This is a genomic window from Pseudomonas sp. LBUM1655 (assembly GCF_059716085.1).
Genome location: NZ_CP166801.1, coordinates 4,492,836 through 4,516,827 on the forward strand (window position 1 = coordinate 4,492,836; position 23,992 = coordinate 4,516,827).

General features: G+C 59.1%; 23 protein-coding genes, 4 tRNA genes and 1 pseudogene. 7 read left to right on the forward strand and 21 right to left on the reverse strand.

What is annotated here, in order from left to right:
• Nucleotides 1–77: 77 nt before the first annotated feature.
• The 8 genes from murB to ACA074_RS20080 all read right to left on the reverse strand — a co-directional run bounded on the left by murB (nt 78) and on the right by ACA074_RS20080 (nt 6,933).
• Nucleotides 78–1,097 carry a UDP-N-acetylmuramate dehydrogenase gene (murB, locus tag ACA074_RS20045; RefSeq protein WP_401270134.1) on the reverse strand — a complete coding sequence of 340 codons (1,020 nt, stop codon included), beginning with the start codon at nt 1,095–1,097 and terminating at the stop codon, nt 78–80.
• The gene (locus tag ACA074_RS20050) at nt 1,094–1,558 is read right to left on the reverse strand and encodes a low molecular weight protein-tyrosine-phosphatase (RefSeq protein WP_305439152.1); all 465 of its coding nucleotides are present in this window, start codon (nt 1,556–1,558) and stop codon (nt 1,094–1,096) included. The genes murB and ACA074_RS20050 overlap by 4 nt, the downstream gene beginning before the upstream one ends.
• Entirely contained in the window at nt 1,558–2,322 is a 765-nt protein-coding gene (kdsB, locus tag ACA074_RS20055) for a 3-deoxy-manno-octulosonate cytidylyltransferase (protein ID WP_497677657.1), read from the reverse strand. The genes ACA074_RS20050 and kdsB overlap by 1 nt, the downstream gene beginning before the upstream one ends.
• On the reverse strand, nt 2,319–2,504 hold the full coding sequence (locus ACA074_RS20060) for a Trm112 family protein (protein ID WP_187677807.1): 186 nt from the start codon (nt 2,502–2,504) through the stop codon (nt 2,319–2,321). Before ACA074_RS20060 ends, kdsB begins: the two co-directional genes overlap by 4 nt.
• 22 nt (nt 2,505–2,526) lie before the next feature.
• Nucleotides 2,527–3,537: a tetraacyldisaccharide 4'-kinase gene (gene lpxK, locus ACA074_RS20065; RefSeq protein WP_497677658.1), complete on the reverse strand. Its 1,011-nt coding sequence runs from the start codon at nt 3,535–3,537 to the stop codon at nt 2,527–2,529.
• Complete coding sequence (gene pocB, locus ACA074_RS20070; RefSeq protein ID WP_489878993.1) at nt 3,537–3,965, reverse strand: flagellar polar localization protein PocB; 429 nt, start codon at nt 3,963–3,965, stop codon at nt 3,537–3,539. Before pocB ends, lpxK begins: the two co-directional genes overlap by 1 nt.
• On the reverse strand, nt 3,962–4,597 hold the full coding sequence (gene pocA, locus ACA074_RS20075) for a flagellar polar localization protein PocA (RefSeq protein WP_167394894.1): 636 nt from the start codon (nt 4,595–4,597) through the stop codon (nt 3,962–3,964). Before pocA ends, pocB begins: the two co-directional genes overlap by 4 nt.
• Before the next feature lie 101 nt (nt 4,598–4,698).
• Complete coding sequence (locus ACA074_RS20080; protein WP_497677659.1) at nt 4,699–6,933, reverse strand: DNA internalization-related competence protein ComEC/Rec2; 2,235 nt, start codon at nt 6,931–6,933, stop codon at nt 4,699–4,701.
• Nucleotides 6,934–7,069: 136 nt separating this feature from the next.
• On the opposite strand from ACA074_RS20080, the gene ACA074_RS20085 reads away from it, so the two are divergent.
• Nucleotides 7,070–7,588 (forward strand): DUF2062 domain-containing protein, encoded by a 519-nt coding sequence (locus tag ACA074_RS20085; protein ID WP_187677811.1) that lies wholly within the window; start codon nt 7,070–7,072, stop codon nt 7,586–7,588.
• Between the two features lie 85 nt (nt 7,589–7,673).
• On the opposite strand, the gene ACA074_RS20090 is transcribed toward ACA074_RS20085, so the two are convergent.
• The 4 genes from ACA074_RS20090 to ACA074_RS20105 all read right to left on the reverse strand — a co-directional run bounded on the left by ACA074_RS20090 (nt 7,674) and on the right by ACA074_RS20105 (nt 10,845).
• Entirely contained in the window at nt 7,674–8,453 is a 780-nt protein-coding gene (locus ACA074_RS20090) for an ABC transporter permease (protein ID WP_187677812.1), read from the reverse strand.
• Nucleotides 8,450–9,382: an ABC transporter ATP-binding protein gene (locus ACA074_RS20095; protein ID WP_489878991.1), complete on the reverse strand. Its 933-nt coding sequence runs from the start codon at nt 9,380–9,382 to the stop codon at nt 8,450–8,452. The genes ACA074_RS20090 and ACA074_RS20095 overlap by 4 nt, the downstream gene beginning before the upstream one ends.
• Nucleotides 9,383–9,518: 136 nt before the next feature.
• Nucleotides 9,519–10,142: a glutathione S-transferase family protein gene (locus tag ACA074_RS20100; RefSeq protein WP_401270148.1), complete on the reverse strand. Its 624-nt coding sequence runs from the start codon at nt 10,140–10,142 to the stop codon at nt 9,519–9,521.
• Between the two features lie 43 nt (nt 10,143–10,185).
• Nucleotides 10,186–10,845 carry a transglutaminase-like domain-containing protein gene (locus tag ACA074_RS20105; protein ID WP_187677815.1) on the reverse strand — a complete coding sequence of 220 codons (660 nt, stop codon included), beginning with the start codon at nt 10,843–10,845 and terminating at the stop codon, nt 10,186–10,188.
• Nucleotides 10,846–11,095: 250 nt separating this feature from the next.
• Between ACA074_RS20105 and ACA074_RS20110 the strand changes: the two genes are divergently transcribed.
• Together ACA074_RS20110 and ACA074_RS20115 are read left to right on the forward strand one after the other, a co-directional pair.
• On the forward strand, nt 11,096–13,543 hold the full coding sequence (locus ACA074_RS20110) for an acyl-CoA dehydrogenase (protein ID WP_497615128.1): 2,448 nt from the start codon (nt 11,096–11,098) through the stop codon (nt 13,541–13,543).
• Between the two features lie 89 nt (nt 13,544–13,632).
• Nucleotides 13,633–14,040 carry a PA2817 family protein gene (locus tag ACA074_RS20115; RefSeq protein ID WP_305439164.1) on the forward strand — a complete coding sequence of 136 codons (408 nt, stop codon included), beginning with the start codon at nt 13,633–13,635 and terminating at the stop codon, nt 14,038–14,040.
• Nucleotides 14,041–14,105: 65 nt separating this feature from the next.
• On the opposite strand, the gene ACA074_RS20120 is transcribed toward ACA074_RS20115, so the two are convergent.
• Complete coding sequence (locus ACA074_RS20120; RefSeq protein WP_489878988.1) at nt 14,106–15,104, reverse strand: LysR family transcriptional regulator; 999 nt, start codon at nt 15,102–15,104, stop codon at nt 14,106–14,108.
• Nucleotides 15,105–15,194: 90 nt separating this feature from the next.
• Here ACA074_RS20120 and ACA074_RS20125 point away from each other — a divergent pair, with 90 nt between their 5' ends.
• From ACA074_RS20125 to ACA074_RS20135, 3 genes are all read left to right on the forward strand, one after another.
• Nucleotides 15,195–15,821, forward strand: a complete 627-nt coding sequence (locus ACA074_RS20125) for an alanyl-tRNA editing protein (RefSeq protein ID WP_489878987.1) — start codon at nt 15,195–15,197, stop codon at nt 15,819–15,821.
• Between the two features lie 88 nt (nt 15,822–15,909).
• The gene (locus ACA074_RS20130) at nt 15,910–16,680 is read left to right on the forward strand and encodes a 2OG-Fe(II) oxygenase (RefSeq protein WP_401270162.1); all 771 of its coding nucleotides are present in this window, start codon (nt 15,910–15,912) and stop codon (nt 16,678–16,680) included.
• 1 nt (nt 16,681) lies between these two features.
• Nucleotides 16,682–17,320: a LysE family translocator gene (locus tag ACA074_RS20135; protein ID WP_401270164.1), complete on the forward strand. Its 639-nt coding sequence runs from the start codon at nt 16,682–16,684 to the stop codon at nt 17,318–17,320.
• Between the two features lie 165 nt (nt 17,321–17,485).
• Here the strand turns inward: ACA074_RS20135 and ACA074_RS20140 are convergent.
• The 4 genes from ACA074_RS20140 to ACA074_RS20155 all read right to left on the reverse strand — a co-directional run bounded on the left by ACA074_RS20140 (nt 17,486) and on the right by ACA074_RS20155 (nt 17,898).
• Nucleotides 17,486–17,561: transfer RNA gene (locus ACA074_RS20140), tRNA-Gly, on the reverse strand.
• A gap of 3 nt (nt 17,562–17,564) precedes the next feature.
• Nucleotides 17,565–17,640, reverse strand: a tRNA-Glu gene (locus ACA074_RS20145).
• A 104-nt stretch (nt 17,641–17,744) separates the two neighbouring features.
• Nucleotides 17,745–17,820 (reverse strand) — tRNA-Gly (locus ACA074_RS20150).
• 2 nt (nt 17,821–17,822) lie between these two features.
• A tRNA-Glu gene (locus tag ACA074_RS20155) sits at nt 17,823–17,898 on the reverse strand.
• Nucleotides 17,899–18,282: 384 nt separating this feature from the next.
• On the opposite strand from ACA074_RS20155, the gene ACA074_RS20160 reads away from it, so the two are divergent.
• Nucleotides 18,283–19,041, forward strand: coding sequence for a hypothetical protein (locus tag ACA074_RS20160; protein ID WP_497677660.1), 759 nt, complete (start codon nt 18,283–18,285; stop codon nt 19,039–19,041).
• Nucleotides 19,042–19,551: 510 nt separating this feature from the next.
• Here the strand turns inward: ACA074_RS20160 and ACA074_RS20165 are convergent.
• The 4 genes and pseudogenes from ACA074_RS20165 to ACA074_RS20180 form a co-directional block, all read right to left on the reverse strand.
• Nucleotides 19,552–20,433, reverse strand: coding sequence for a methyl-accepting chemotaxis protein (locus ACA074_RS20165; protein ID WP_401270200.1), 882 nt, complete (start codon nt 20,431–20,433; stop codon nt 19,552–19,554).
• Nucleotides 20,413–21,519, reverse strand: a pseudogene (locus tag ACA074_RS20170) (HAMP domain-containing protein); the annotation flags it as partial. The gene ACA074_RS20165 and the pseudogene ACA074_RS20170, both read right to left, overlap by 21 nt.
• 108 nt (nt 21,520–21,627) lie before the next feature.
• Entirely contained in the window at nt 21,628–23,028 is a 1,401-nt protein-coding gene (locus ACA074_RS20175; RefSeq protein WP_497615129.1) for an aminotransferase-like domain-containing protein, read from the reverse strand.
• Nucleotides 23,029–23,216: 188 nt separating this feature from the next.
• A complete protein-coding gene (locus ACA074_RS20180; protein ID WP_401270170.1) occupies nt 23,217–23,978 on the reverse strand; it encodes an SDR family oxidoreductase in 762 nt (253 codons plus the stop codon).
• Nucleotides 23,979–23,992 lie beyond the last annotated feature (14 nt).

Here is a 23,992-nt window from a genome sequence, read left to right on the forward strand (position 1 = left end):
GTTAACCCAGCATTAACAAAAAAGCCCTGCACTTTTTATCAGTGCAGGGCTTTGGATGGCGCCTTGAAAGCTTAGCCTCAATAACGATTGGGCTCCATTTCCAGTTCGACATTGAAACGCTCGGAAATATCTTTCTGGATACGCTGCGCCAGATCGAGCAATTGCAGCCCCGTCGCCGCGCCGTAATTGACCAGCACCAGCGCCTGCAATTTATGCACGCCGGCATCGGCCTCACGGAAACCTTTCCAGCCTGCGCGCTCGATCAGCCAACCGGCGGCCAATTTCATCTGCCCATCCGGCTGCGCATAGGCCACCAGATCCGGGTGTTGAGCCTTGATCTGCTCAACCAGCGCCGCCGACACCAGCGGGTTCTTGAAGAAGCTGCCGGCATTACCGAGCACCGCCGGGTCCGGGAGTTTTTCGCTGCGGATGCTGCAAATTGCGCGGCTGACGTCAGTAGGCGTCGGTTGTTCGATGCCCTGCTCGTTCAGACGCTGACGCACCGGACCGTATTCCAGATGCAGATGTGCAGCGCGGTCGAGCTTGAAGCGCACCCGCAGAATCAACCAACGTCCCGGCTCCTGCTTGAACAGGCTGTCGCGGTAGGCGAAGTTGCATTCCTCCAGGCTGAAATCGCGCAGCTCGCCGGTCTGGCGATCCAGCGCCGTGAGCCCGGCGAATACATCCTTGATCTCGACACCGTAGGCACCGATGTTCTGCATCGGCGCAGCGCCGACGGTGCCGGGAATCAGACTGAGGTTTTCCAGCCCGGACAACCCCTGCGCCAGGGTGTGTTGCACGAACGGATGCCACGGTTCGCCGGCTTCGGCTTCGATCACCACGCGGTTGCCGTCATCACTGATCACGCGAATACCGCGAGTGGCCATGCGCAGTACCAGCGCCGGGATATCAGCGGTCAGCAGCAAGTTGCTGCCACCACCGATCACCAGCAATGGCACATCGCGGGACTCGGCATACGCCAAGGCTTCGCGTACATCATCATCGCTGTGGGCTTCGGCAAACAGTTGCGCGCGAACCTCCACACCAAAACTGTTGAACGGTTTCAGGGAAACCTGCGGTTGTACCAACAAACTCATAACCGCCCCTTCACTTCGATCAACAGTTGGTCACAGGCCGCTTCGATCAGGTCAAGGACCTGCTCGAACCCCTGATCGCCGTCGTAATACGGATCAGGTACTTCATCGACCAACCCGGCATAACGGCGCAGGAACAGATCCAGTTCGGCCTTGCCGGTGGACGGTTGCAACGCCTTGAGATTGCGCAGATTGCTGTTGTCCATGGCCAGGATCAGGTCATAACTGGCGAAGTCGGCACGGCTGACCTGCTGCGCGCGTTGCGCCGACAGGTCATAACCGCGCACTTTGGCTGCGGCCTGGCTGCGTTTGTCCGGCGGATTGCCGACGTGCCAGTCACCCGTGCCGGCGGAGGCCACTTCGACCTGATCCGCCAGCCCCGCTTCACGCAGTTTTTGGCGCAACACGCCTTCCGCTGTGGGTGACCGGCAGATGTTGCCCAGGCACACAAACAAAACGCGCATCAGGCCTCCAGCAGGCGACGAACGCGTTCGAGGTCTTCGACGGTGTCGACACCGGTTGGCGGTGCGATCAGCGCGTCGGCGACATGAATCCGCACGCCGTGCCACAGGGCACGCAGTTGCTCCAGGGATTCAGTGTTTTCCAGCCAGCAAGGGCCCCAGCTCACGAAATCCTGGAGGAAACCGGCGCGGTAGGCATAAATGCCGATGTGGCGACGATAAGGCACGCCTTCTGGCAATTGCTCGCGATTCTTGGCGAACGCATCGCGCGCCCACGGCAAGGTTGCACGGCTGAAGGTCAGCGCCAGACCATTAACGTCGCTGACAACTTTGACCACGTTCGGATTGAACAGGGTTTCCACGTCTTCGATCGGCTCGGCCAGGGTGGCCATGCGCGCTTCGGTGTGGGCGGCAAGGTTGGCGGCGACCTGATCGATCACGCTCGGCGGGATCAACGGCTCGTCGCCCTGCACGTTGACCACGATCGCGTTGGCCTCAAGGCCCAGTTTCGCCGCGACTTCGGCCAGACGGTCGGTGCCGGAATTGTGGTCTTCACGGGTCAGCACCACTTCGGCACCAAAGCCCTTGCAGGCCTCGACGATACGCGCATCGTCGGTCGCGACGACTACACGGCTGGCGCTGCTTTTGCTCGCCTGTTCCCAGACGTGCTGGATCATCGGCTTGCCGGCAATCAACAGCAGCGGTTTACCCGGCAGCCGAGTGGAGGCGTACCGCGACGGGATGACAACGGTGAAGGCTGTGGTCATTTATCCAGGCGCTCGTCGGTGGTCAGGGTGCGGGCTTCAGTTTCGAGCATCACCGGGATGCCGTCGCGGATCGGATATGCCAGACCGGCGCCCTTACTGATCAGCTCGGTCTTGTCGGCGCTGAGCTTGAGCGGGCCTTTGCAGATAGGGCACGCGAGGATATCGAGCAATTTGGTGTCCATGAACATTCCCTGGAATAAAGAGTTAAGGCAAAAGCCGATCCGGTAACAGACGCATCAGTTGGATGTCGAACCAAGCCACAAAGGCCGGCGACGGCACCGCATCGACCGCCATATACCACCAATCGGCAGCAGCGAAGGCACGGCACTTCACCGCGTCCTTTTCAGTCATCACCAACGGCAATGGCGGCGTGAAATTCAAGGCCTGCACGCTGTACTCGGCGTGGTCGGCAAACGCATGGGGGACTGGGCGCCAGTCTAGCGCTTCGAGGGTATTGAAGAAACGTTGCGGATTGCCAATCCCGGCGACCGCATGCACGCTTTGACCGGCAGAAAAATGATCGAGCGGCTTATGCTCGCCACTGCGCAGATTGACCAGCGCGGTGGGTTGCAGGCGGAAGGCGAACCCGTCCTCGCGATCGTCCGTCGCGCCGTTGAACAGCACGCCGTCGACGCTTTGCAAACGTTCGATCGGCTCGCGCAAAGGCCCGGCGGGCAGGCAACGCTTATTGCCCAGACCCCGGGCGGCGTCAATCAACACCAGTTCCAGATCCCGGCCCAGACGGTAATGCTGCATACCGTCGTCGGACAGGATCAGGTCCAGCGGTTCGCTGGCGAGCAAGGCTTTGACCGCCGCACTGCGATCAGGATCGATCATCAGCGGCACGCCGGTGCGCTGGACGATCAGCAATGGCTCGTCGCCTGCGATGTCAGCGCTTTGCTCCGCTTCGACCCGCCACGGCAGTTGCGGCGGTTTGGCGCCATAACCACGGCTGACCACACCCACGCGCAAACCGCGGCGTCGGCAATGTTCGATCAGCCAGAGGATCATTGGCGTCTTGCCGGTGCCGCCGACAGTGATATTGCCCACCACGATCAACGGCACTGGCGGCTGATAGATTTCGCCCTCGCCATCGAGAAAGCGCTGACGCTTGCCGACGACGACGCGGCGATAGAGCATTTCCAGCGGCCGCAACAGCGTCAGGGCCGGGTGCCCCTGATACCACGCGGCGAGCAAACGATCAGACAGGCTCATCAGGATTTGGGCGCCGCCTCGACCGTGGTCATGCGCAGATGGCTGAAACCGAGCTTGCCGGCCGCGTCCATGGCGGTGATCACCGATTGATGCTGAGTCTTGCCATCAGCGCTGATCGACAACGGCATATTGGTGTCACCGTTGGATTCCTTCTGCATGGCTTCCATCAAAGTCGGCAGATCGTTTTTCGGCAGAATCTTGTTGTTCACCGAAAACACGCCCTCGGCGCTGATGGCGACGTCGATCTGCTTGACCTGCTGATCTTCGGCCGGCGAACCACTGACCGCTTCCGGCAGATCGACACGCAACTGGGTCTCGCGGGTAAACGTGGTGGTCACGACGAAAAACAGCAGCAGGATGAACACCACGTCGATCAGTGACGCGAGGTTGATGTCCACGGTTTCCCGGGGCTTGCGACGGAATTTCACGCGCGGCCCTCGGCCAGGTCGACGTCACGGTCGCCCTGCACCACTTCAACCAGTTTGATTGCTTCCTGCTCCATGCCCACCACCAACTCATCGATGCGACGCTGCAGGAAACGGTGGAAGAACACCGCCGGAATACCCACCATCAGGCCTGCCGCAGTGGTGATCAGCGCTTTGGAAATACCGCCGGCCAGCACTGACGCATTAGTGGTCATGCCTGAACCGGTAAAAGCACTGAAAATATCGATCATGCCCAACACTGTACCCAACAGCCCCAACAACGGCGCCATGGCAGCGATGGTGCCGAGTGCATTGACGTAGCGCTCGAGTTCGTGGATCACCCGGCCTGCGGCTTCTTCGATGCACTCTTTCATGATCTCGCGACCATGCTTGGAGTTGGCCAGGCCCGCCGCGAGGATTTCACCCAGCGGCGAATTGGCGCGCAATTCCTTGAGTTTTTCTTTATTGAGCTGTTTGTCCTTGATCCAGACCCAGACCTGGCCCAGCAAATGCTCGGGGGTAACGCGGCTGGCGCGCAGGGTCCACAGGCGCTCGGCGACAATCGCCATGGCCGCGATGGAACTCAGAATGATCGGCAACATCATCCAGCCGCCGGATTTGACCAATTCCCACACAGTGACAGTCCCCTCGAAAAAGTGCGCCACTTTACCATACCGGTTCGCGATTAAGACCCGCCGCTCCGACGACCGTGATGCCGCATTCGTGCGCCCCCCGATCAACGGGCAAAAGCGGGCGGATCACGCCAGAAGCGTCGGTGTTGGCGCATTGTCCTGGGCGGTTTGAAGGTACCGAGTTGCAGATGGATGGCGCCATGCACGGCGCTGTCGTAGATGCGCAGACCCTGTTTGCGATAGCGGGCGAGCACGGTGGGGTGCGGATGCCCGAAGGAATTGCTGTGGCCTCGAGAAATCAGCACAGCGTCGGGGTTCAAGGCTTTGAGCAAGGCCATTGAAGAGGAACTACGACTGCCGTGGTGCGGCGCTTGCAGCCATTGCGTAGGCACCGCCAATGGACTTTCCAGCAAGACGCGCTCGGCATGGGTGTCGATATCACCGGTCAACAGCAGGCGCTCACCATTAGCCTCGATCTGCAATACGCAGGAGCGCTGATTACTGTCGTGGGCATCCGACCATTGCCAGGGCTGAAAACTGACGCCATCCCAGTGCCACTGGCGTGCGCTTTCGCAGGCTTCGGCATTCAATTCGGCGGGCAATCCCGGTGGGTCACCACTGATGACTCGATCCACCTTCAAGCTGCGCGCCACTGCCAGGGCCCCACCGGCATGATCCGCATCGGCGTGGCTGAGCAGCATCAAATCAAGTTTCTCGACCCTCAATTTGCGCAAGGCCGGCAGCACAACACGCTCACCGAGATCGAAATCACCGAAACGCGGCCCGGCGTCGTAGAGCAAGGTGTGATGCCGGGTGCGGATCAGAATCGCCAGCCCCTGACCAACATCGAGCTGCCAGATATCGGCCAATCCTGCGTCCAGCCGCTCTCTTGGCGGTACCACAAGGACCAGCAGCAAGGGCCAACCCAGCGGACGCAGCGGTACCCCACGGGGCAATAGCAGCAGCACGGCACCGAGACTGCCGATGGCCAACGCCCACATGGGAATCGACGGCGCAATCCACGCGGGCCAGTGCCCGGCGATTACCGCCAGACCTTGAAATAGCCAGTCGATCAAACCGCCGGACAGCCACAACAGCCCCTCACCGACATACGGCACCGGCAGCAACAACGTTCCGAGCAGTGCCGGTGGCAACACCACCAGGCTGACCCAGGGCACTGCGAGCAAATTCGCCAACGGCCCACTGAGACTGATCGGCAGGTTCAGCGCCATCAGCACCGGGCACAAACCGATCGCAATCAGCCATTGCGCCAGCGTCCACGTCTGCCACCAGCGCCACGCCCCGAGGCGACCGCCAAAAGTGAAGACAAGCACCGCCACCGCCGCGAAGGACAGCCAAAAACCGGGCCGTAAACTGGCTAGCGGATCGAGCAACAGCACGCAGTTGAACGCCAACAACAGCGGCCACCACGCGCCGAGATGGCGAAAACGCAGGCGCCATAACAGCACCAGCCCGACCATCACGCAGGCCCGGCGCACTGGCACATCAAATCCGGCGAGCAGCCCGTAACCGAGCGCGGCAGCGAATGCCAGACCACAGGCCCACGACAGCCAAGGCCAACGCAACGGCCACAGCCCATATCGGGCCAACCCGGCGACCAGCAAGTACATCACCGCCGCCAACATGCCGATGTGCTGGCCGGAGATCACCAGCAAATGCACGGTGCCGGTGTCCTGCAGGATCTGCCAATCCTCGCGACTGAGCCCGGAGCCATCGCCCAGTACCAAGGCCGCCAACGCGCCTGCCCGCCCCTGGGCGTCCACCTCAAGCAAACGCTGACGAATGCTGTCGCGCCACGCCCATCGCGCTTCGCTCAGGCGCTGGCCATCCTTGATCGTGCCGGTTGCGCCGATGCGTTGCGCCAGCAACCAGGCTTCGTAATCGAAGGCATCAGCATTGAGTAAACCGCCAGGACGCTTGAGCTTGACCGCCAGGCGCCAGCGTTCGCCACTGTTGACCGGCGGCCCGGCGTACCACGCCAGACGCATCAGCGGCGGCAGTTTGCCGTGACGCGAGCGCGCATCAGCCAATTCAAAACGCACCACACCTTCGCTGATTTGCGGCAAGCCGACCACCCGCCCTTCAAGCCAGCGGGTCTCACCGTCGAGTTTGACCGGCAATCGATCATTCAATGCCCATTGCGCGCCGACACAGGCCCAAGTGAACCCAAACAGCAAAAAAGCCAATGGATAGCTGCGAAACGGCAGCAACATCAAACCGGCGATCGGCAACAACAGCAACAACCAGACCGGCGGTAACGCCGGCATAAAAACAGAGGCAAGCAGACCGACTGCCAGCGCCATCATCCCTGTGCGCATAAGCCCGTCCTTGAGAGTCCCGCTCTTAGGCATAGCGGCTCTTTCGCACGACCGTCGTCAACAATTGTCACAAAGTCTGAATGGGGGCTTCGTAGAATCCAGACATACTTGCCGCCTTAACCGACCGAGAAGCCTTATGCCCCGGCGCTTATTCAAACGTTACATGCCCGACCCGACGAGCATCAGGGAACACAAATCCTTACGCTTTCTCGGCAAGTTGCTGCATGACCCGAACCTCTGGCACCTCAATCGTCACTCGGTGGCTCGCGCGATGGCGGTCGGGCTGTTTGCTGCGTTTCTGCCGATTCCGGCGCAGATGCTGGTTGCAGCAGCGCTGGCCATCATCGTGCGTGGCAACATGCCAATCGCCGTCAGCCTGGTCTGGCTGACTAATCCGATCACCATGCCCGCGGTGTTTTTCTGCACCTATCAGGCCGGTGCGTGGTTGATGGATGTGCCGGCACGGCATCTGCCGGATGAGCTGACGTGGGAATGGATCAGCGGCGAGCTGTCGACGTTGTGGCAACCGTTTTTGCTGGGTTCGGTGGTAGTAGGGCTGGTGCTTGGTGCCCTCGCCTATTGCGCGGTGATGATGTATTGGCGCTGGTGGGTAGCGCGGCAATGGGCACGGCGCAAAAAGAAACGAATGTCGTGAATGCAAAACGGCCTCCGCAATGGGAGGCCGTTTTTTTGTGCTGCCTGGACTGACGCCATCAATCCTACAGGGATATTGTGCGCTCTTAAGTACGCATCCCGCGCCCACTCACCAGCAACCGCGCGCAACCGAAATACAGCACCACGGTCGCTACCAGCATGAAGGTGATCGCAATGCCGATGCGGATATCCGACACCCCAAGAATGCCGTAGCGAAAGGCGTTGACCATGTGCAACACCGGGTTGGCCAGCGATACGGTCTGCCAGAACGGCGGCAGCAGAGTGATCGAGTAGAACACGCCCCCCAGATAGGTCAGCGGCGTCAGCACGAACGTCGGGATGATCGAAATGTCATCGAAGTTGCGTGCAAACACGGCGTTGATGAAACCCAGCAACGAGAAGATTGTTGCCGTCAGTACCACCACCAGAATGGTCACACCCAGGTGATGCACCTGCAAATGGGTGAAGAACAGCGACAGGATGGTCACGATGACGCCGACCATCAACCCGCGCAACACGCCACCACAGGTGTAGCCGATAAGGATCGTGTGCGGCGACACCGGCGAGACCATCAACTCTTCGATGGAACGCTGGAATTTGCTGCCGAAGAAACTCGACACCACGTTGCCGTAGGAGTTGGTGATCACCGACATCATGATCAGCCCCGGCACGATGTACTCCATGTAAGTGAAGCCACCCATGTCGCCGATCTGCCGGCCGATCAGGTTGCCGAAGATCACGAAGTACAGAACCATGGTGATCGCCGGCGGCAGCAATGTCTGCGGCCAGATCCGGGTAAAGCGTTTGACCTCGCGGTAAACGATGGTTTGGAGTGCGACGAGGTTGGGACGGAATTCGGAACTCATACCGCCACCTTCGACAGATTTTTCTCCACCAGGGACACGAACAGTTCCTCGAGGCGATTGGTTTTATTACGCAGGCTCAGCACCTCGATGCTCTGCAGGGCCAGTTGGCCGAACAGCGCGGTGATGCCCATGGACTTGTCGACCTGGACTTCCAGGGTATGGCTGTCGATCAACCGGGCGGGATAGCCGATCAATTGCGGCGCGGCATTCAAGTCGTTTTTCAGGTCCAGCAGGAAGGTTTCAACGTGCAACTGGCCCAGCAGTTGTTTCATGCTGGTATTTTCGACGATCGTGCCGTGGTCGATGATGCCGATGTTGCGGCATAACTGCTCAGCCTCTTCCAGATAGTGCGTGGTGAGGATGATGGTGATGCCTTTCTGATTCAGTTCGGTGAGGAACGTCCACATCGAACGGCGCAGCTCGATGTCGACCCCGGCAGTCGGTTCGTCGAGGATCAGCAGGCGCGGTTCATGCACCAGCGCACGGGCAATCATCAAGCGACGCTTCATGCCGCCGGACAGCGAACGCGACGGCACATCACGCTTGTCCCACAGGCCGAGCTGGGTCAGGTACTGCTCGGCGCGTTCCTTGGCGATCTTCGCCGGAATGCCGTAGTAACCGGCCTGGGTCACGACGATATCGAACGTTTTTTCGAACTGGTTGAAGTTGAATTCCTGGGGCACCACGCCGATCGAGCGCTTGAGCGCTGCCGGGTTCTTGTCCAGGTCATTGCCAAAGATATTCACCGTGCCGCTGGTCTTGTTCACCAGGGTCGAGAGAATGCCGATGGTCGTGGATTTGCCGGCACCGTTGGGGCCGAGCAAGGCGAAGAAGTCACCTTCGGCGACGTCCAGATCGATACCACTCAAGGCCTGGAACCCGTTGCCGTAGGTTTTGGTTAGCTGCCGGATGGACAGAGCGGAACTCATATCTGATTTACGCACCATGGTGAAGGGAAGAAAGACATAAATAAGGGCGGGCGGCGAGGGATACAACCGCGGCGCACGAGCGCAATGGTGCTTGCCGTCGCCACACAAGTACAGTCAAGTGTGTCGATAGTAGGTATTAAGTCAACGCGGTCATGACTGCTTTCTGATACGCCGGACGCTGTTTCAGGCGCTCGTACCAGGCTTGCAGATTCGGTTGTGCCGCGCGTTCGACAGGCATCTCGAACCAGGCATAAATGAAACTGCCGAGCGGAATATCGCCCATGCCGATTTCGTTGCCGGACAAGTACGGTTGGCTGGCAAGTGCCTGATCGGCCATGCTCAGCAACTCATTACATTCTTTAATCGCCGCGTTGATGGCGGGCCAATCCTGTTTGTCCACCGGGGTACGCAACACGCCCCAGAACACTGTGCGGAACGGCCCGGCAAAACTCGAGGTGGTCCAGTCCATCCACTTGTCGGCGGTGGCCCGGGCCTGCGCATCCGCCGGATACCACGCGCTATCGGGCGCATGTTTGGCCAGCAGATAGCGGACGATGGCGTTGGATTCCCACAGCACGAAGCCGTCATCCTCAATCACCGGCACCCGACCGTTCGGGTTCATCGCGCGGTACTCGGGCGTGTCGACCACGCCGAACGCACCACCGGCATCAATCGCCTCGTAAGCCAGGCCCAATTCCTCGGCAGCCCACAGTGGCTTCCTGACATTCGATGAGTTTTTCCGTCCCCAGATCTTCAGCATGACCGCCTCTTTGCAAATGAGTGGGCAGGCAGCATACGCCGGATCAGACGAGCCTGACATCACTGTGCATGTCACCCAACAGTTGCGGCTGATGATCACCGAACAGGTGTGGATAGCACTTCTCCAGGTGTTCAAAGAAGAAGGTTTCCGGCACATCGGCGAACTGGCCGTGATCGACCAGATACTCCATCAGTTGCGCACCGTCACGGTTGAACGGGTGGAAAACGCTGTCGTTGATGCCGTCGAACTCCAGCGGTGCCACATTGAACAATTCGCAGAGTTTCTGGTTGAACGCCGGTGTTGCCTTGACCCAGCGACCATTGAGAAACAACTCGGTATAGCCATGCATGGCGAACATATCGCTTTTCAGAAGCTCAAGCAGACGCGGGGTCGACAGATGATTGCGGACATCGGCCAGACCGATGCGCGCCGGGATTCCACAATGTCGAGCACACCCGGCGAGCAGCGTGGCTTTCGGCACGCAGTAGCTTTCCCCTGTCGCCAGCGCATAGCTGCCGCGCAACGTTTGCGGATCGCGACTGAAGGTGTAAGGGTTGTAGCGCACCGCCTCACGCACCGCGTAATACAGACTGACCGCCTGCGCGAGTGGATCGCGGCTGGCACCACGATGCATTTCGGCGAACTCCACCACCGCCGGGTGGTCACTATCGATGAAGCGGCCGGGACTCAGATACTCGTGCATGACGACAGATCTCCTGGGTGAGCCCCGAGTCTAGCGACAGCTCAAGCACAGAGATAACGACGTTTCGGCCAAACTTGGACGCAAAGACGCGGGACTGGCGAACGATTTCCCACACGCGTTGCCCACCGAACCTACGAAAACCGTCCGGGGTTTCCCACGATTTCAATCACCTTGCTCTGACCACCCGCTTTTGCAGATGCCGTCTAAGCTCTGGAGGGTCGATTTGCCTTGGTTCACGGAGGACTGAAATATGCTGTTGTTGTGGATACTGGTTTTGATCGTTGGCGTGGCGTATCTCGCCCACCGGCGCATCGCCCCGCTGCCCGCGTTGGGCATCGTTGCCGTCTACCTGCTGGCAATGGGGATTTTCAGTCACGCGCCGGGCTGGCTGCTGCTGGTGTTCTGGGTCGTCCTGGCGGTGGTTGCCGCGCCGCTGCTGCTGCCCGACCTGCGTCGCAAACACTTCACTGCGCCGCTGTTCAACTGGTTCCAGAAAACCCTGCCACCGATGTCGCAGACCGAACGCGACGCGATCGATGCCGGCACGGTCTGGTGGGACGGTGAACTGTTCAGCGGCCGTCCGGACTGGGACAAACTGCTGTCCTATCCCAAGGTGCAATTGAGCGAAGAAGAGCAGGCCTTTATCGACGGCCCGACCGAAGAACTCTGTGCGATGGTCACTGACTGGCAGATCGGCCAGTCGATGGATCTGCCCCCAGAAGCGTGGACGCACATCAAGGAACACGGCTTCTTCGCCCTGATCATTCCCAAGGAATTCGGCGGTAAAGGCTTCTCCGCCTACGCTCACTCCCAAGTAGCGATGAAACTCGCCACCCGCAGCGGCGATCTCGCGTCCACGGTCATGGTGCCCAACTCGCTAGGCCCAGCCGAATTGCTGCTGCATTACGGCACTGACGAGCAACGCAATCACTATCTGCCGCGGCTCGCCCGTGGCGATGACATCCCGTGCTTCGCCCTCACCGGCCCGCTCGCTGGTTCGGACGCCGGCGCAATGCCCGACACCGGGATCATCTGCAAAGGTCAGTGGGAGGGTCAGGAAGTCCTTGGCCTGCGCCTGAACTGGGAAAAGCGCTACATCACCCTCGGCCCGGTGGCCACTCTGCTCGGCCTGGCCTTCAAAGCGTATGACCCGGATCACCTGCTGGGTGACAAGGAAGACCTCGGCATCAGCCTGGCGCTGATTCCGACCGATACTGCGGGCGTAGAAATCGGCCGTCGGCACCTGCCGCTGGGCGCTGCGTTCATGAACGGCCCGAACTCGGGCAAAGACGTGTTCATCCCGCTGGACTTCCTCATCGGTGGTCAGGAGATGCTCGGCAAAGGCTGGATGATGCTGATGAACTGCCTGTCGGTCGGGCGTTCGATCTCGCTCCCGGCCGTCGGCACCGGCGCGGCCAAGTTCACCAGTCTGGTGACCGGGCAATATGCGCAGATTCGCGAGCAGTTCAATGTGCCGCTGTCGGCCTTCGAAGGTATTCAAGAGGCGATGGCGCGTATCGGCGGCAACGCCTGGATGATGGACGCCGCACGCATGCTCACCGCCAACGCGGTGGATCTGGGCGAGAAACCGTCGGTGCTGTCGGCGATCCTCAAGTACCACCTCACCGAACGCGGTCGCGAGTGCATCAGCCACGCCATGGATGTGCACGGTGGCAAGGCGATCATCATGGGCCCGAACAACTACCTTGGGCGCAGCTGGAACGGTGCGCCGATTTTCATCACCGTGGAAGGTGCGAACATTCTGTCGCGCAACCTGATGATCTTCGGTCAGGGCGCGATTCGCTGCCATCCGTTCGTGCTCAAGGAAATGGCCCTCGCCGGTCGCGAGGACAAGGATCAGGCGCTGAAAGAGTTCGACGGCCTGCTGCTCAAACACATCGGGTTCGCCGTGAGCAATGCCGCCAGCACGCTGGTGCTGAACCTGGGTATCGGCCACTTCGAACACGCGCCGGGGGACAAAATCAGCCAAGGCTACTTCCGCGCACTCAATCGTCAGGCCGCGGCATTCGCCATGCTGGCCGACTTCAGCATGATGTTGCTGGGTGGCGAACTGAAACGTCGCGAACGCTTGTCGGCACGTCTGGGCGATGTATTGAGCAACCTGTATCTGGCCTCCGCCGCGCTCAAGCGATATCACGATCTGGATTCGCCGGCTTACATGGAGCCGCTGTTCCGCTGGGCGATGGAAGAAAGCCTCGGCCAGTCGGAACGCGCACTGGATGAACTGCTGAGAAACTTCCCGAACAAAGTCTTCGGCTGTGTATTGCGGGTCATCGTGTTCCCGTTCGGTCGTCGTCACAAAGGTCCGTCGGACAAACTCGGCGCCGAGGTCGCGGGTGTCATTGGCCGTGCCAAGGGTGATCCGGCACTGGAAGAACTGCTTGCCGGCTGCTATCGCCCGCAATCGGCAGACGATGCGGTGGGTGCGCTGCAACACGCCAGCGACTTGCTGCACACCGCGCAACCGCTGCATAAAAAACTGCACACGTCGCTGAAAAGCGGTCAGGTCAAACCGGCCGCAGGCGAACACGCTATCGATGCGGCTTTGGAGGCCGGCGTGTTGCAACCGGTGGAAGCGCAGAGCTTGCGCGATGCCGAAGCGGCGCGGCGCAAGGTGATCGACGTCGATGACTTCGACAAAGAGGAGCTGACGCTGGCTGAGGGGAAAGTCCGCTGATCCCTTCCAGCGTATAGCTGTTTATTTGTGAAAAATGGGCGCGGGCGCTTTATACTCCCGCGCCCGTTTTGCTCTTGAGGACTTATCTCGTGTCCAACGTCGTTGCCGATCATCTTGTTTTGCTCGACCACCTGCGCAGTATCCTGGTCGCCGTAGGTGAGGCCGAACAGGTTCCCGAAGAAAGCCATGCCTTGTTCCTGGAGCGCTTCGACGAACTGCTGGCGTCATTGCCGATCGATCCGATCGAAAGCCAATACCTGGGCCAGGACATCCTGACTCAAGTGATTACCCGTTACCCGCAAATTGCCCACTTGATCCCGCGGGATCTGCTGTGGTTCTTCGCCGGCGACTGCCTGCACTACCTGGCCGATGAAGAAATCGACATGTATCAGGCGCTGGAAGAACGTCGATTTGAAGCTGAACAGAACGATGAGCCGTTCGACTGGAACCAGGAAAAGCAGCTGTTGGCGATGTCCGCTCAGGACAGCAAACACTGATACTCATCGAGTAATGAAAAGGCCCGCATGACCATTCATGCGGGCCTTTTTTTGATCTTCAGCTTTTAAAGCAATCCCTCGCTCTCCGGCAGCTCGTAGGCCATCGCTGCATTACTGGTATTGCCTGCCTTTCCCGGTTTGCTCAAGGTCGGCTCTTTGTCCAGACACTCCACCAGATAATCGATAAACACCCGCAGTTTTGGCGGCAAGTAGCGCGTAGGCGAATGCAGCAGCCACAGACCACCGTGGTAGGAAGCCAGGAACGTCCAGTCCGGCAGCACCTGCACCACCAACTTTTGCTCCAGCGCATAACGCGCAGTGAAATACGGCAGGCTGCCAATGCCGATGTGCTGTAACACCGCCCCCAGGCGCACGCCGGTGTGGTTGGCGGCATATCGACCACGCACACCAACCGTCACCGCTTTGCTGCCTTTCTTGAATTTCCAGCGCGCATCACTCGGGGTTTCGCCCAGATAAATGCAGCTGTGATTGAGCAAATCTTGAGGGTGCGTCGGCGTGCCGTGTTCGGCCAGATATTGCGGAGTGGCGCAGAGCAAATGATCAATGGTCAGCAACTGCCGCCCGACCAACCCGGCTGGCGGCCGATCAGTAATTCGAATCGCCAGATCGACATGGTCGTCAATCAGATCGACTTGCCTATCCTCCAGCAGCAACTCCACATCAACCTTGGGATAACGCCGCAAAAACTCGGGCATGTGTGGATGAATGACAAAACGCCCCACCGCCTTCGGCACGCTGACCCGCACCAGGCCCTCGGCTTCATGAGTGAATTGCCCGCTGATTTCCATCACTGACTTGGCAGCGCTGACCATCTCCTGACAGCGTTTGAACACCTCTTCCCCGCCATCACTCAAGCGCAACTTGCGCGTAGTGCGCTGCAACAAGCGAGTGGCCAAGGCCTTTTCCAGTCGCGAAATACTGCGACTGATCGCCGACGGCGACGAACCCAGTTGGCGAGCCGCTTCAGAAAAGCTGCCGGTCTCCACGACCTTGACGAAAATCGCCATTTCGCCGAGCAACGGCAAGGGAAGATTGATGCTCACAGCGCACAAGTCCTTTGATGTTTGAACGGATTATCACGTTATTGCACGATTCATATAATAAAAATAGAAACTTTAATAAGGGCATGGAATATGACGCTTCGCCTCTTTTTCCATAGTGATGACCTCAAGGCCAATGTGGAAGTCCTCGACTGCACGCCCTACGAGAACGAATTTGCCGTAGTGCTGCGCGCCACTCTGTTTCACCCGCAAGGTGGCGGCCAACCCTGCGACACCGGCTGGATTGGCGAAAGCCAGGTGCTGCGCGTCGTACAGGAACCGGACCGGATCATTCATTTTGTCGACCGACCGGTAAAACTCGGCATGACCTGTATCCGGGTCGATGAACAACGCCGCTGCTTCAACACGCGCATGCATTCGGCCGGGCACCTGATCGGGCATTTCGTCCAGGCCATGGGCTGGATGCCAATCAAGGCGCACCACTGGCCGGATGAGGGCCGGGTGCAATTCAAGCCGGGCGATGCGGCTCAAGAAGTTGATGCACAAACCGTTCAACACGGCATCGGCCAATGGATCGAAGATGATCTGCCGCGCCTGACCTCGCTGCGCGAAGGCGCGCGGGAAATCGGTTTTGGTGAACTGCCGGCCTATGGCTGCGGTGGCACCCATGTACGCAGCCTGAAGGATCTGGGCACAGTCACGATCGCGTCCCTTTCGCAGAAGAAAGGCACGTTGTCCGTCCACTACAGCGTGGATTGAGCATTTCGGACGCTGCCCTGCGCAGCGTCCGGCGCCGGGGAACCGCACTCGCCGGTTCCGTTGAATATCGATAGATGGACCTAAAAAAATGATGCTAGACGTCGAGCGTCTCGATGAGACGTGCATAAAAAAACTGGCCAACGAAGAAGTCCTCGCCATCCGCGTCAAAGGCTTTTTGCCCGAGCCGCTGGCGATCCAGATTGGCGACAAGATTCTCGCTCCAGGCTTTGAGGGCTACATCAACGCACCGAGTATCGGCCGCATCGGCATGGCGTTTTACGAGGCAGAAAACCAACCGCTGTTGATCGAGGATTACTTCGAACGCGCCACCAGCAACATCGCTGAATTGCGTAATCGCTGTGCGCCCTATTCCTCGCCGGTCGACACCTTGCGCTGCATGCTCGACGAATCCTGGCCGGCCGGTGCCCATCTGGAAAACCTCTACGGTCGCAAGATGTATGTCGGCCTGTCGCGGGTGGTGAAGCCGGGCGTGTGCTTCCTTGCCCATCACGACATTTTCGCCAAGGACGCACCGGAGAGCTTTCAGGCCCGCAGCCTCGAAGCGCAATTTGCCTGCAACGTTTACTTGAACATGCCGACCGAGGGCGGCGCATTGCAAATGTGGGACGACGACATTTCTCCCGATCAGTTCGACGAAATGCGCGGCGACAGTTACGGCATCGACCCCGCACTGCTTGGCCCGCCGACCCTTGAAGTGCGGCCCGAGCCCGGCGATTTCATCATGTTCAATTCGCGCTGCATGCACTCGGTGACGCCAGGTGTGGCGGATCCGCGCTTGAGCCTTTCCTTCTTTGTCGGCTATCGCGGCAATGCTTCACCCCTGACCTTCTGGAGCTGAGATGTTATCGAATTACCTGGGCGAGTTTCTGGCGCTGGCCACCATTCACTTTTTGGCTGTGGTCGCTCCTGGCCCTGACTTCGCCGTGACCATTCGCCAGAGTGTGCGTTTTGGACGAATTGTGGGTATTTGCACGGCGCTGGGCATCGGCGCGGGCATTTCCGTGCACGTGCTCTACACCCTGCTTGGCGTCGGCGCCTTGATGCATACAACGCCGTGGTTGTTGACTGTCGCCAAGGTGATTGGTGGCGCTTACATCTTGTACCTGGGTGTCAGCCTGCTGCGCAGCAAACCGAAATCGACACTTGAAGGGGATAAAAACAAAGACGAACCGATCGTCGAGCAAACCCTGTTCAAGGCCTTCAGTACCGGTTTTCTGACCAATGCCACCAACCCCAAAGCCACACTGTTTTTCCTGGCTATCTTCACCACGATCATCAGCGCCAATACGCCGCTGCAAATCCAGGCGCTCTATGGCTTGTGGATGTGTTTTGTAAACGCGTTGTGGTTCGTGATCGTTGCGCTGTTTTTCTCCAGCAACAAAGTGCGCTTGCTGTTCATGCGCATGGGCCATTGGTTCGAGCGCACCATGGGCGTCGTGCTGATTCTGTTTGCCGGTCGATTGATGATGTCCTGGTAATTTTCCCCACAAAGCAAAAGGCCCGCCGATTTTCATCGGCGGGCCTTTTTTTTCAACTGACAGCCACGAACCTGAGCCGACTGCTATGGATGAAACGGGCAGGGAAAATACAAAAAACGCACAAACAAAAACGCCGCTCATGAATGAGCGGCGTTTTTGTGAAATTGGAGCGGGAAACGAGACTCGAACTCGCGACCCCGACCTTGGCAAGGTCGTGCTCTACCAACTGAGCTATTCCCGCAAATGGCGTCCCCTAGGGGACTCGAACCCCTGTTACCGCCGTGAAAGGGCGGTGTCCTAGGCCACTAGACGAAGGGGACACGCTACCCGGAACACATGGTGTGTGTTTCGGTGTCCAGATCCGCGTCCGAAGACTTGGTTCTGGTTTCACTCAGCCCCGCCCGAAAGCAGTGCTGTTTAAAAATGGAGCGGGAAACGAGACTCGAACTCGCGACCCCGACCTTGGCAAGGTCGTGCTCTACCAACTGAGCTATTCCCGCATTGGCGTCCCCTAGGGGACTCGAACCCCTGTTACCGCCGTGAAAGGGCGGTGTCCTAGGCCACTAGACGAAGGGGACACGCTACAACATTCACTCCCTACCGCGTTTCGCTGTGTGCTTTACGCTGTAAGTGGCGCGCATTCTATGGATGGATTGGGAGGTCGTCAACCCCCTGATATAAATTTATTTAAATCAATGACTTCGACCTGCTTTAAGGGCCCCCGCAAGCTTTTCCGTCGCTTGAGGTTTGACGCCTATATTCCGACACTCGCCAAGACGCTATAGTCCGCAACACAGTGATGGCAATTTGAACATTAAGCGCCAGCATTCATATAAGCAGTGCGCGGCCGATACAGATTGAACCAACCGATCCAACTCGTCGAGCGGCGCTAGGCGCACAAATGCCCAGCCACTACACTCGCATGCGAATCCTATAAAGAGGTCTTACCGGTGACACCACTCATGATCACCCTGCTTGTCATAGCCGGGATCGCAATTCTGATCGCCATTGGCTACATGAACCATGTGGTGGAAAACAACAAGGTAGAGAAGATCCGTACCAAGGTCGAACTCAACGACCGCCTGAGCCGCTGCGGCGAACTGACCGAGACCTTCCCCGGCCAGTTCATGACCCCGGCACTCAAGCTGCTGCTGACCCGACTGGAACTGAACGTCTGCCAGCGTCTGCTGAACCTGGAAAAAACCAGCGCTACAACCAAAGCACGCATCACCGAACTCAACGCGCTGGTGGCCCAGGGCGAATCGATCCCGGTCAACAATCCGCCGGCGCCGATCCTGACCGAAGCCAAAGCCAAAGATGTACGCTTCCTGCTCGAAGCCCTCCACGGCCAGATCACCCGCGCCGCGCACGACGGCTTCCTGCCGCCGAACGAAGCCAAACACTGGGTGCGTGAAGTCCGCCACATTCTGGTCCTGCTGCACATCGAGTTCTTCAACAACCTCGGCCAGCAGTCCCTGCAACAAAACCAGCCCGGCCAGGCCCGCCTCGCCTTCGAACGCGGCGTGCAATACCTGCGCAAACAGCAGGACCCGCAAATCTACTCCGAACAACTTCAATACCTGGAAAAACTGCTGGCCCGCGCCAACGCCCAGGTCATGGACAAAATTGCACCGGTTGAAGGCGAAGAAAACCAACTGACTGCAGGGCTCAAAGATGTTGAAGCCGATGCAGACTGGAAGAAGAAAGCGATCTACGACTGATCAAAGATGCTGAAAGAGAAGCCACCGAGAGGTGGCTTTTTTGTGGCTCTTGATTGGGGAAGACTGAAAGAGATGGGTTGTTTGATAAACCGCGTTCGCGAGCAGGCTGGCTCCTACAGTTTCAATTTGTGTGCGCCCCATGCGGCAAAGCCGCCCCACTCAACACAATGAGCGTTAGCTCGAGTGCAGCTTTTGATCTTAAAGCCCGTCGGAAGGCTGAGTGGAGGGATTGATCCGGGGGGTGGGAGCGCAGCGACCGTTTGGCGAAGCCAAACACATCGAGAGGAGGTGCAGCGCAGCAAACCGGAGGCGATGCGCCCGGATCAATCCCGTAGCGAAGGAACCCGAGCCACAGCGAGGGCCGAACGTCAGGGTAAAGCCTTTTGGGTTACCTTTTCGGCGTTTGGAAAAGGTGACCCGCCGTAAGGGCGGAACCGTAATCCGCAACACCACAAAAAACGGATATTCACAAAAAACCATGAACCTGGTCGGCCCTAAGGCCGCCAAGGCTCAAAGCCGAAAATGCCCAACCATCCCCCGCAACTCCCCCCCCAACTGCGCCAGCTCAATACTCGAAGCCGCATTCCCGCGCATCGCAATCGAAGACTGATCCGCACTCGCGCGAATACTCGTCACACTGCGATTAATCTCCTCGGCCACCGAACTCTGCTCCTCGGCAGCCGCCGCAATCTGCTGATTCATCTGCTGAATCAACGAAACCGCCGCCGCAATACTCCCCAACGCACTTTCCGTCTGCAACGCATCACTCACCGCCAACTTCACCAACTCACCACTGCTCTGAATCTGCTGCACCGACGAATGCGCCGCGGAGCGCAACGCACTGACCAACCGCTCGATCTCCTCGGTCGATTGCTGCGTGCGTCTGGCCAGCGCACGAACCTCATCCGCCACCACCGCAAAGCCCCTGCCCTGCTCCCCTGCCCGCGCCGCCTCGATCGCCGCATTCAACGCCAACAGATTGGTCTGCTCTGCCACGCTTTTGATCACCTCCAGCACCGTACCGATATTCTGGATTTCAGCACTGAGGCTCTCGATGCTGGAACTGGCCGACGTCGCCGAATCCGCCAGCTGTTCGATCCGTGCCATGCTCTGGCGCACCACCTGCTGACCGCTCTCGACCTTGTCGTCCGCAGTCTGCGCCGCCAACGCCGCCTCTTCAGCGTTGCGCGCAACATCGTGGACGGTGGCGGTCATCTGATTCATCGCCGTGGCCACCTGCTCGGTTTCCTCCTTCTGACTGCTGACCTCAAGATTGGTCTGTTCGGTCACTGCCGACAGTGATTGCGCAGAACTGGCCAGTTGCTCGATACCGGCCTGCAAGCCGCTGACAATAGTGCTGAGGCCTGCGCCCATCTGCTGCATCGCCAACATCAACTGGCCAATCTCGTCACGCCGGGTCACCTCGACAGTCGCGCTCAGATCCCCGGCCGCAATCCGCTGCGCAACAGTGATCACACTGCGTAACGGTGCGACGATCAGTCGAGTAATCACCCACGCCGCAATCAACCCGACCAGCAGTGCCAGCGCCGAAGAGCCCACAATCAACACCGAATTCTTTTTCAGTTCCGCCTGCATGGCTGCGTCTTCGGCAACGTAAGCCTGATCCACCCTTTTCACCACTTGCGCAGCACGCTGGTGCAATTGTTCGTACACCGTCTTTTCCTGATCCAGCAACCCGGTGTACTCGGCCAGTTTGTCGTTGAAGCCGGCGATATGCCCGGAGACCTCATTAAGCACCGTCAGATAACCCTCATCCTTGACCATGGATTTCAACTCTTCGGCTTGAGTCTGTGCCTGGGCGGCCTGTTCGATATTGCCCTTGCCCGCACTGTCGGTATCGCCCTTGCGGCTTTGATCCAGACGAATCCGCGCCTCATTCATCGCTTGCAGCATCAGCCTCGACACCTGACTGACCTGATTGGCCTGCTCGATAAACTGCGCACCGTCCTTACCCTCGCTGTCCTTCAAGGTATACGCACCGTCATCGGCCAATCCGGCCTGCAACACATCAAGGTTGTTGGCCACACTGGAGACCGACCAACTGGCCATTTCCAAAGCCAGATCCTTGGCCTGGGTCAACGAGACGAACTCATCGAACGACTTGCGATAGGCACCCAGCGATTGCTCGACATCGGTCATTACCGGCACGTTGGCCGGCGATTGCGCCTTGAGCGCGTTGGCCTGAGCCATCAAACCATCCACGCCTTCGCGCAAGGCATCGGCCGTTTTCGGGTTACCGCGCAAGGCGTATTCCTGCTCAAGCAGGCGAACCTTGAGCAGGCTGCTATTGAGCGAGGACATCTGTTTCAGCCCGTCGAAGCGCAGACTGATGGTTTGCAGGGACCAGACGCCAATGGCCGCCACCAGCGCGGTCAGCAGCAAAACCAGCACAAACCCGATACCCAGTTTTTTCGCCATACCGAGGTTGGCAAAACGTCCTTGCACGGCTGAAATCATTGCGCGTAGTCCCCTGCCAAAGTCTGTTGACGAAGAGTCGCAATGGCCATGAACCAGCACAAGTCTCTGGCGTCGGAATAATGGCAAAAAGCTACGCCTGCGTCGTTTTCAGAACACTTGAGGTCGATCCGAACGGGTATTGCGAAAAAACTGTCGGGCACGCGGATCGCAGGCGTAAGCCACGTTGATGCGCAGCCAATCGCCGGCCTCGCCATTGGGACTGAAGGCATCAGGGGTCGACAGCAATACGCCGCAACGTTGAGCCAGCTGATACACCTGTGCCTGATCGGTCATTCGTGAACGAGCCCAGATGAACAACCCGCCAGTCGGCTTGCCGAATACTTCCCAGTCGGCGTCCTCCAGCGCCTGCAGCGCGGCGGCGCGATCGGCATTCAGGCGCTGCCGCTGACGATTTACGAGTTTGCGGTAAGCACCCGTCGCCAACAGGCTGGTCAACACCGCCTCGCAAAACCTCGAGCCTCCCAGGCCACTGATCATCTTCACCTGAGCCAGCCGCTCAATCAGCTTACTGTCGGCCTTCACAAAACCGACCCGCAACGAACTACTCAGTGTCTTGGAAAAACTGCCCACATAGATGACACGCCCATCGTCATCCAGTGCGGCCAGACGCGCACCGTTACCCGTGTGCAAGTCAGCGTAGACATCGTCTTCGATCAGGCGCACATCGTAGAGTTTGCTCAGTTGCATGACCCGCTGAGCCACCGCCGGCGTCAGGCAACTGCCGGTGGGATTGTGATGATGGCTGTTGATGAAGAATGCGCCGGGCTGAAACTGTTGCAGCAAAACCTCGAGCGCCTCGAGATCCGGCCCGCTGGGCGTACGACGCACTTCGAGCATGCGCACGCCATGCAGGCGCAAAAGGTCGAACAGCGGCGCATAACCGGGCGTCTCGACCACCACGCAGTCGCCGGCCTTGAACAACGTACGGACGATCAGATCCAGCGCGTGGCTGGCACCACATGTGCTCAACAACTGCGTGCTGCGGGCCTCGATACTGAATAGTTTGAGGCGTTTGACGATCTGCTCGCGCAACGCCGCGAGGCCCAGTGGCGTGCTGTAGTTGAACAGACTGGCCATGTCGGTACGCGCCACTTCACGCAATGCGTAGCTGAGATCGTCGGGCTCGCGCCAGCTCTCCGGCAAACCACCACCGCCGAGTTTCAATCCGCTTGTTGCGCCGCACACCGCATCGCACCAGGCATGTCGCCCCTCGATTGACAGCAACTCGTCCTCCGCGCCCTCCCTGGAAGGCGACGCTGCCACGATAAAACCAGCACCCTGACGCGTGCTCAGAACGCCCTGCGACACCAACCGCTCACAAGCCTCGACAACACACGACTGGCTGAGCAGATTGCCCCGGGCGATCTGCCGAACGGAGGGCAAACGGGTGGCCGGTGGTACTCCGCTTTGCAGTATCCAGTCAGTCAGTCCGTCAACAATCTGCTGCACGACCGGCACCATTGCCTGTCGATCAATTCTCAATTCCATGAGCAAGCAAACTCCTGTCCGTTTTGCTGGCGGCAGTAAATCACAGCCACGTCGCACAGGCTGTGCGACAACGCCGCCAAAAGCGACCGATCTAATCCTTTGATACACATTGTTTAGCCGTTTAAGGGAACTGAAAGCGGCGCAAAAAAAAGCCCGCACGAATGCGGGCTTTGTTCAGCAGCAACCTTTCAGAACGCGGTCACGCCGCCATCCACGGCCAGCGAATGTCCGGTGGTGAATGCCGCGCCGTCGCTGCACAGGTACAACACTGCACTGGCAATTTCCTCGACCTTGCCGATGCGGCCTACCGGGTGCATCGCGTTGGCGAACTCGCCCTTCTTCGGATCGGCCTCGTAGGCACGGCGGAACATGTCAGTGTCGATTACCGCCGGGCACACCGCATTGACGCGGATTTTCTTTTTCGCGTACTCGATGGCGGCCGACTTGGTCAGACCGATCACCGCGTGTTTCGACGCCGCGTAAATACTCATCTTCGGCGCCGCCCCGAGCCCCGCCACCGATGCGGTGTTGACGATCGCCCCGCCGCCCTGCGCCAGCAACAGCGGCAATTGATACTTCATGCACAGCCAGACGCCTTTGACGTTGACGCCCATGATGGCGTCGAACTCATCCATCGAGCTTTCGGCCAGTTTGCCCTTCTCGATTTCGATCCCGGCATTATTGAAGGCATAGTCGAGACGGCCGTAGGTATTGATCACCTCGTCCATCAGATTTTTTACTTCGCTTTCGACGGTAACGTTGCAACGCACGAAAGTCGCTTCGCCACCGGCTGTACGAATCAGCGCCACCGTGCCCTCGCCCCCGGCCGCGTCCAGATCGGCCACCACCACTTTCAAGCCTTCGGCGGCGAATGCCTGGGCGGTTGCTCGGCCGATGCCGTTGGCGGCTCCGGTGACTACAGCAACCTGACCGGAAAACGTCATGCTCATTGTTATGTCCTCGA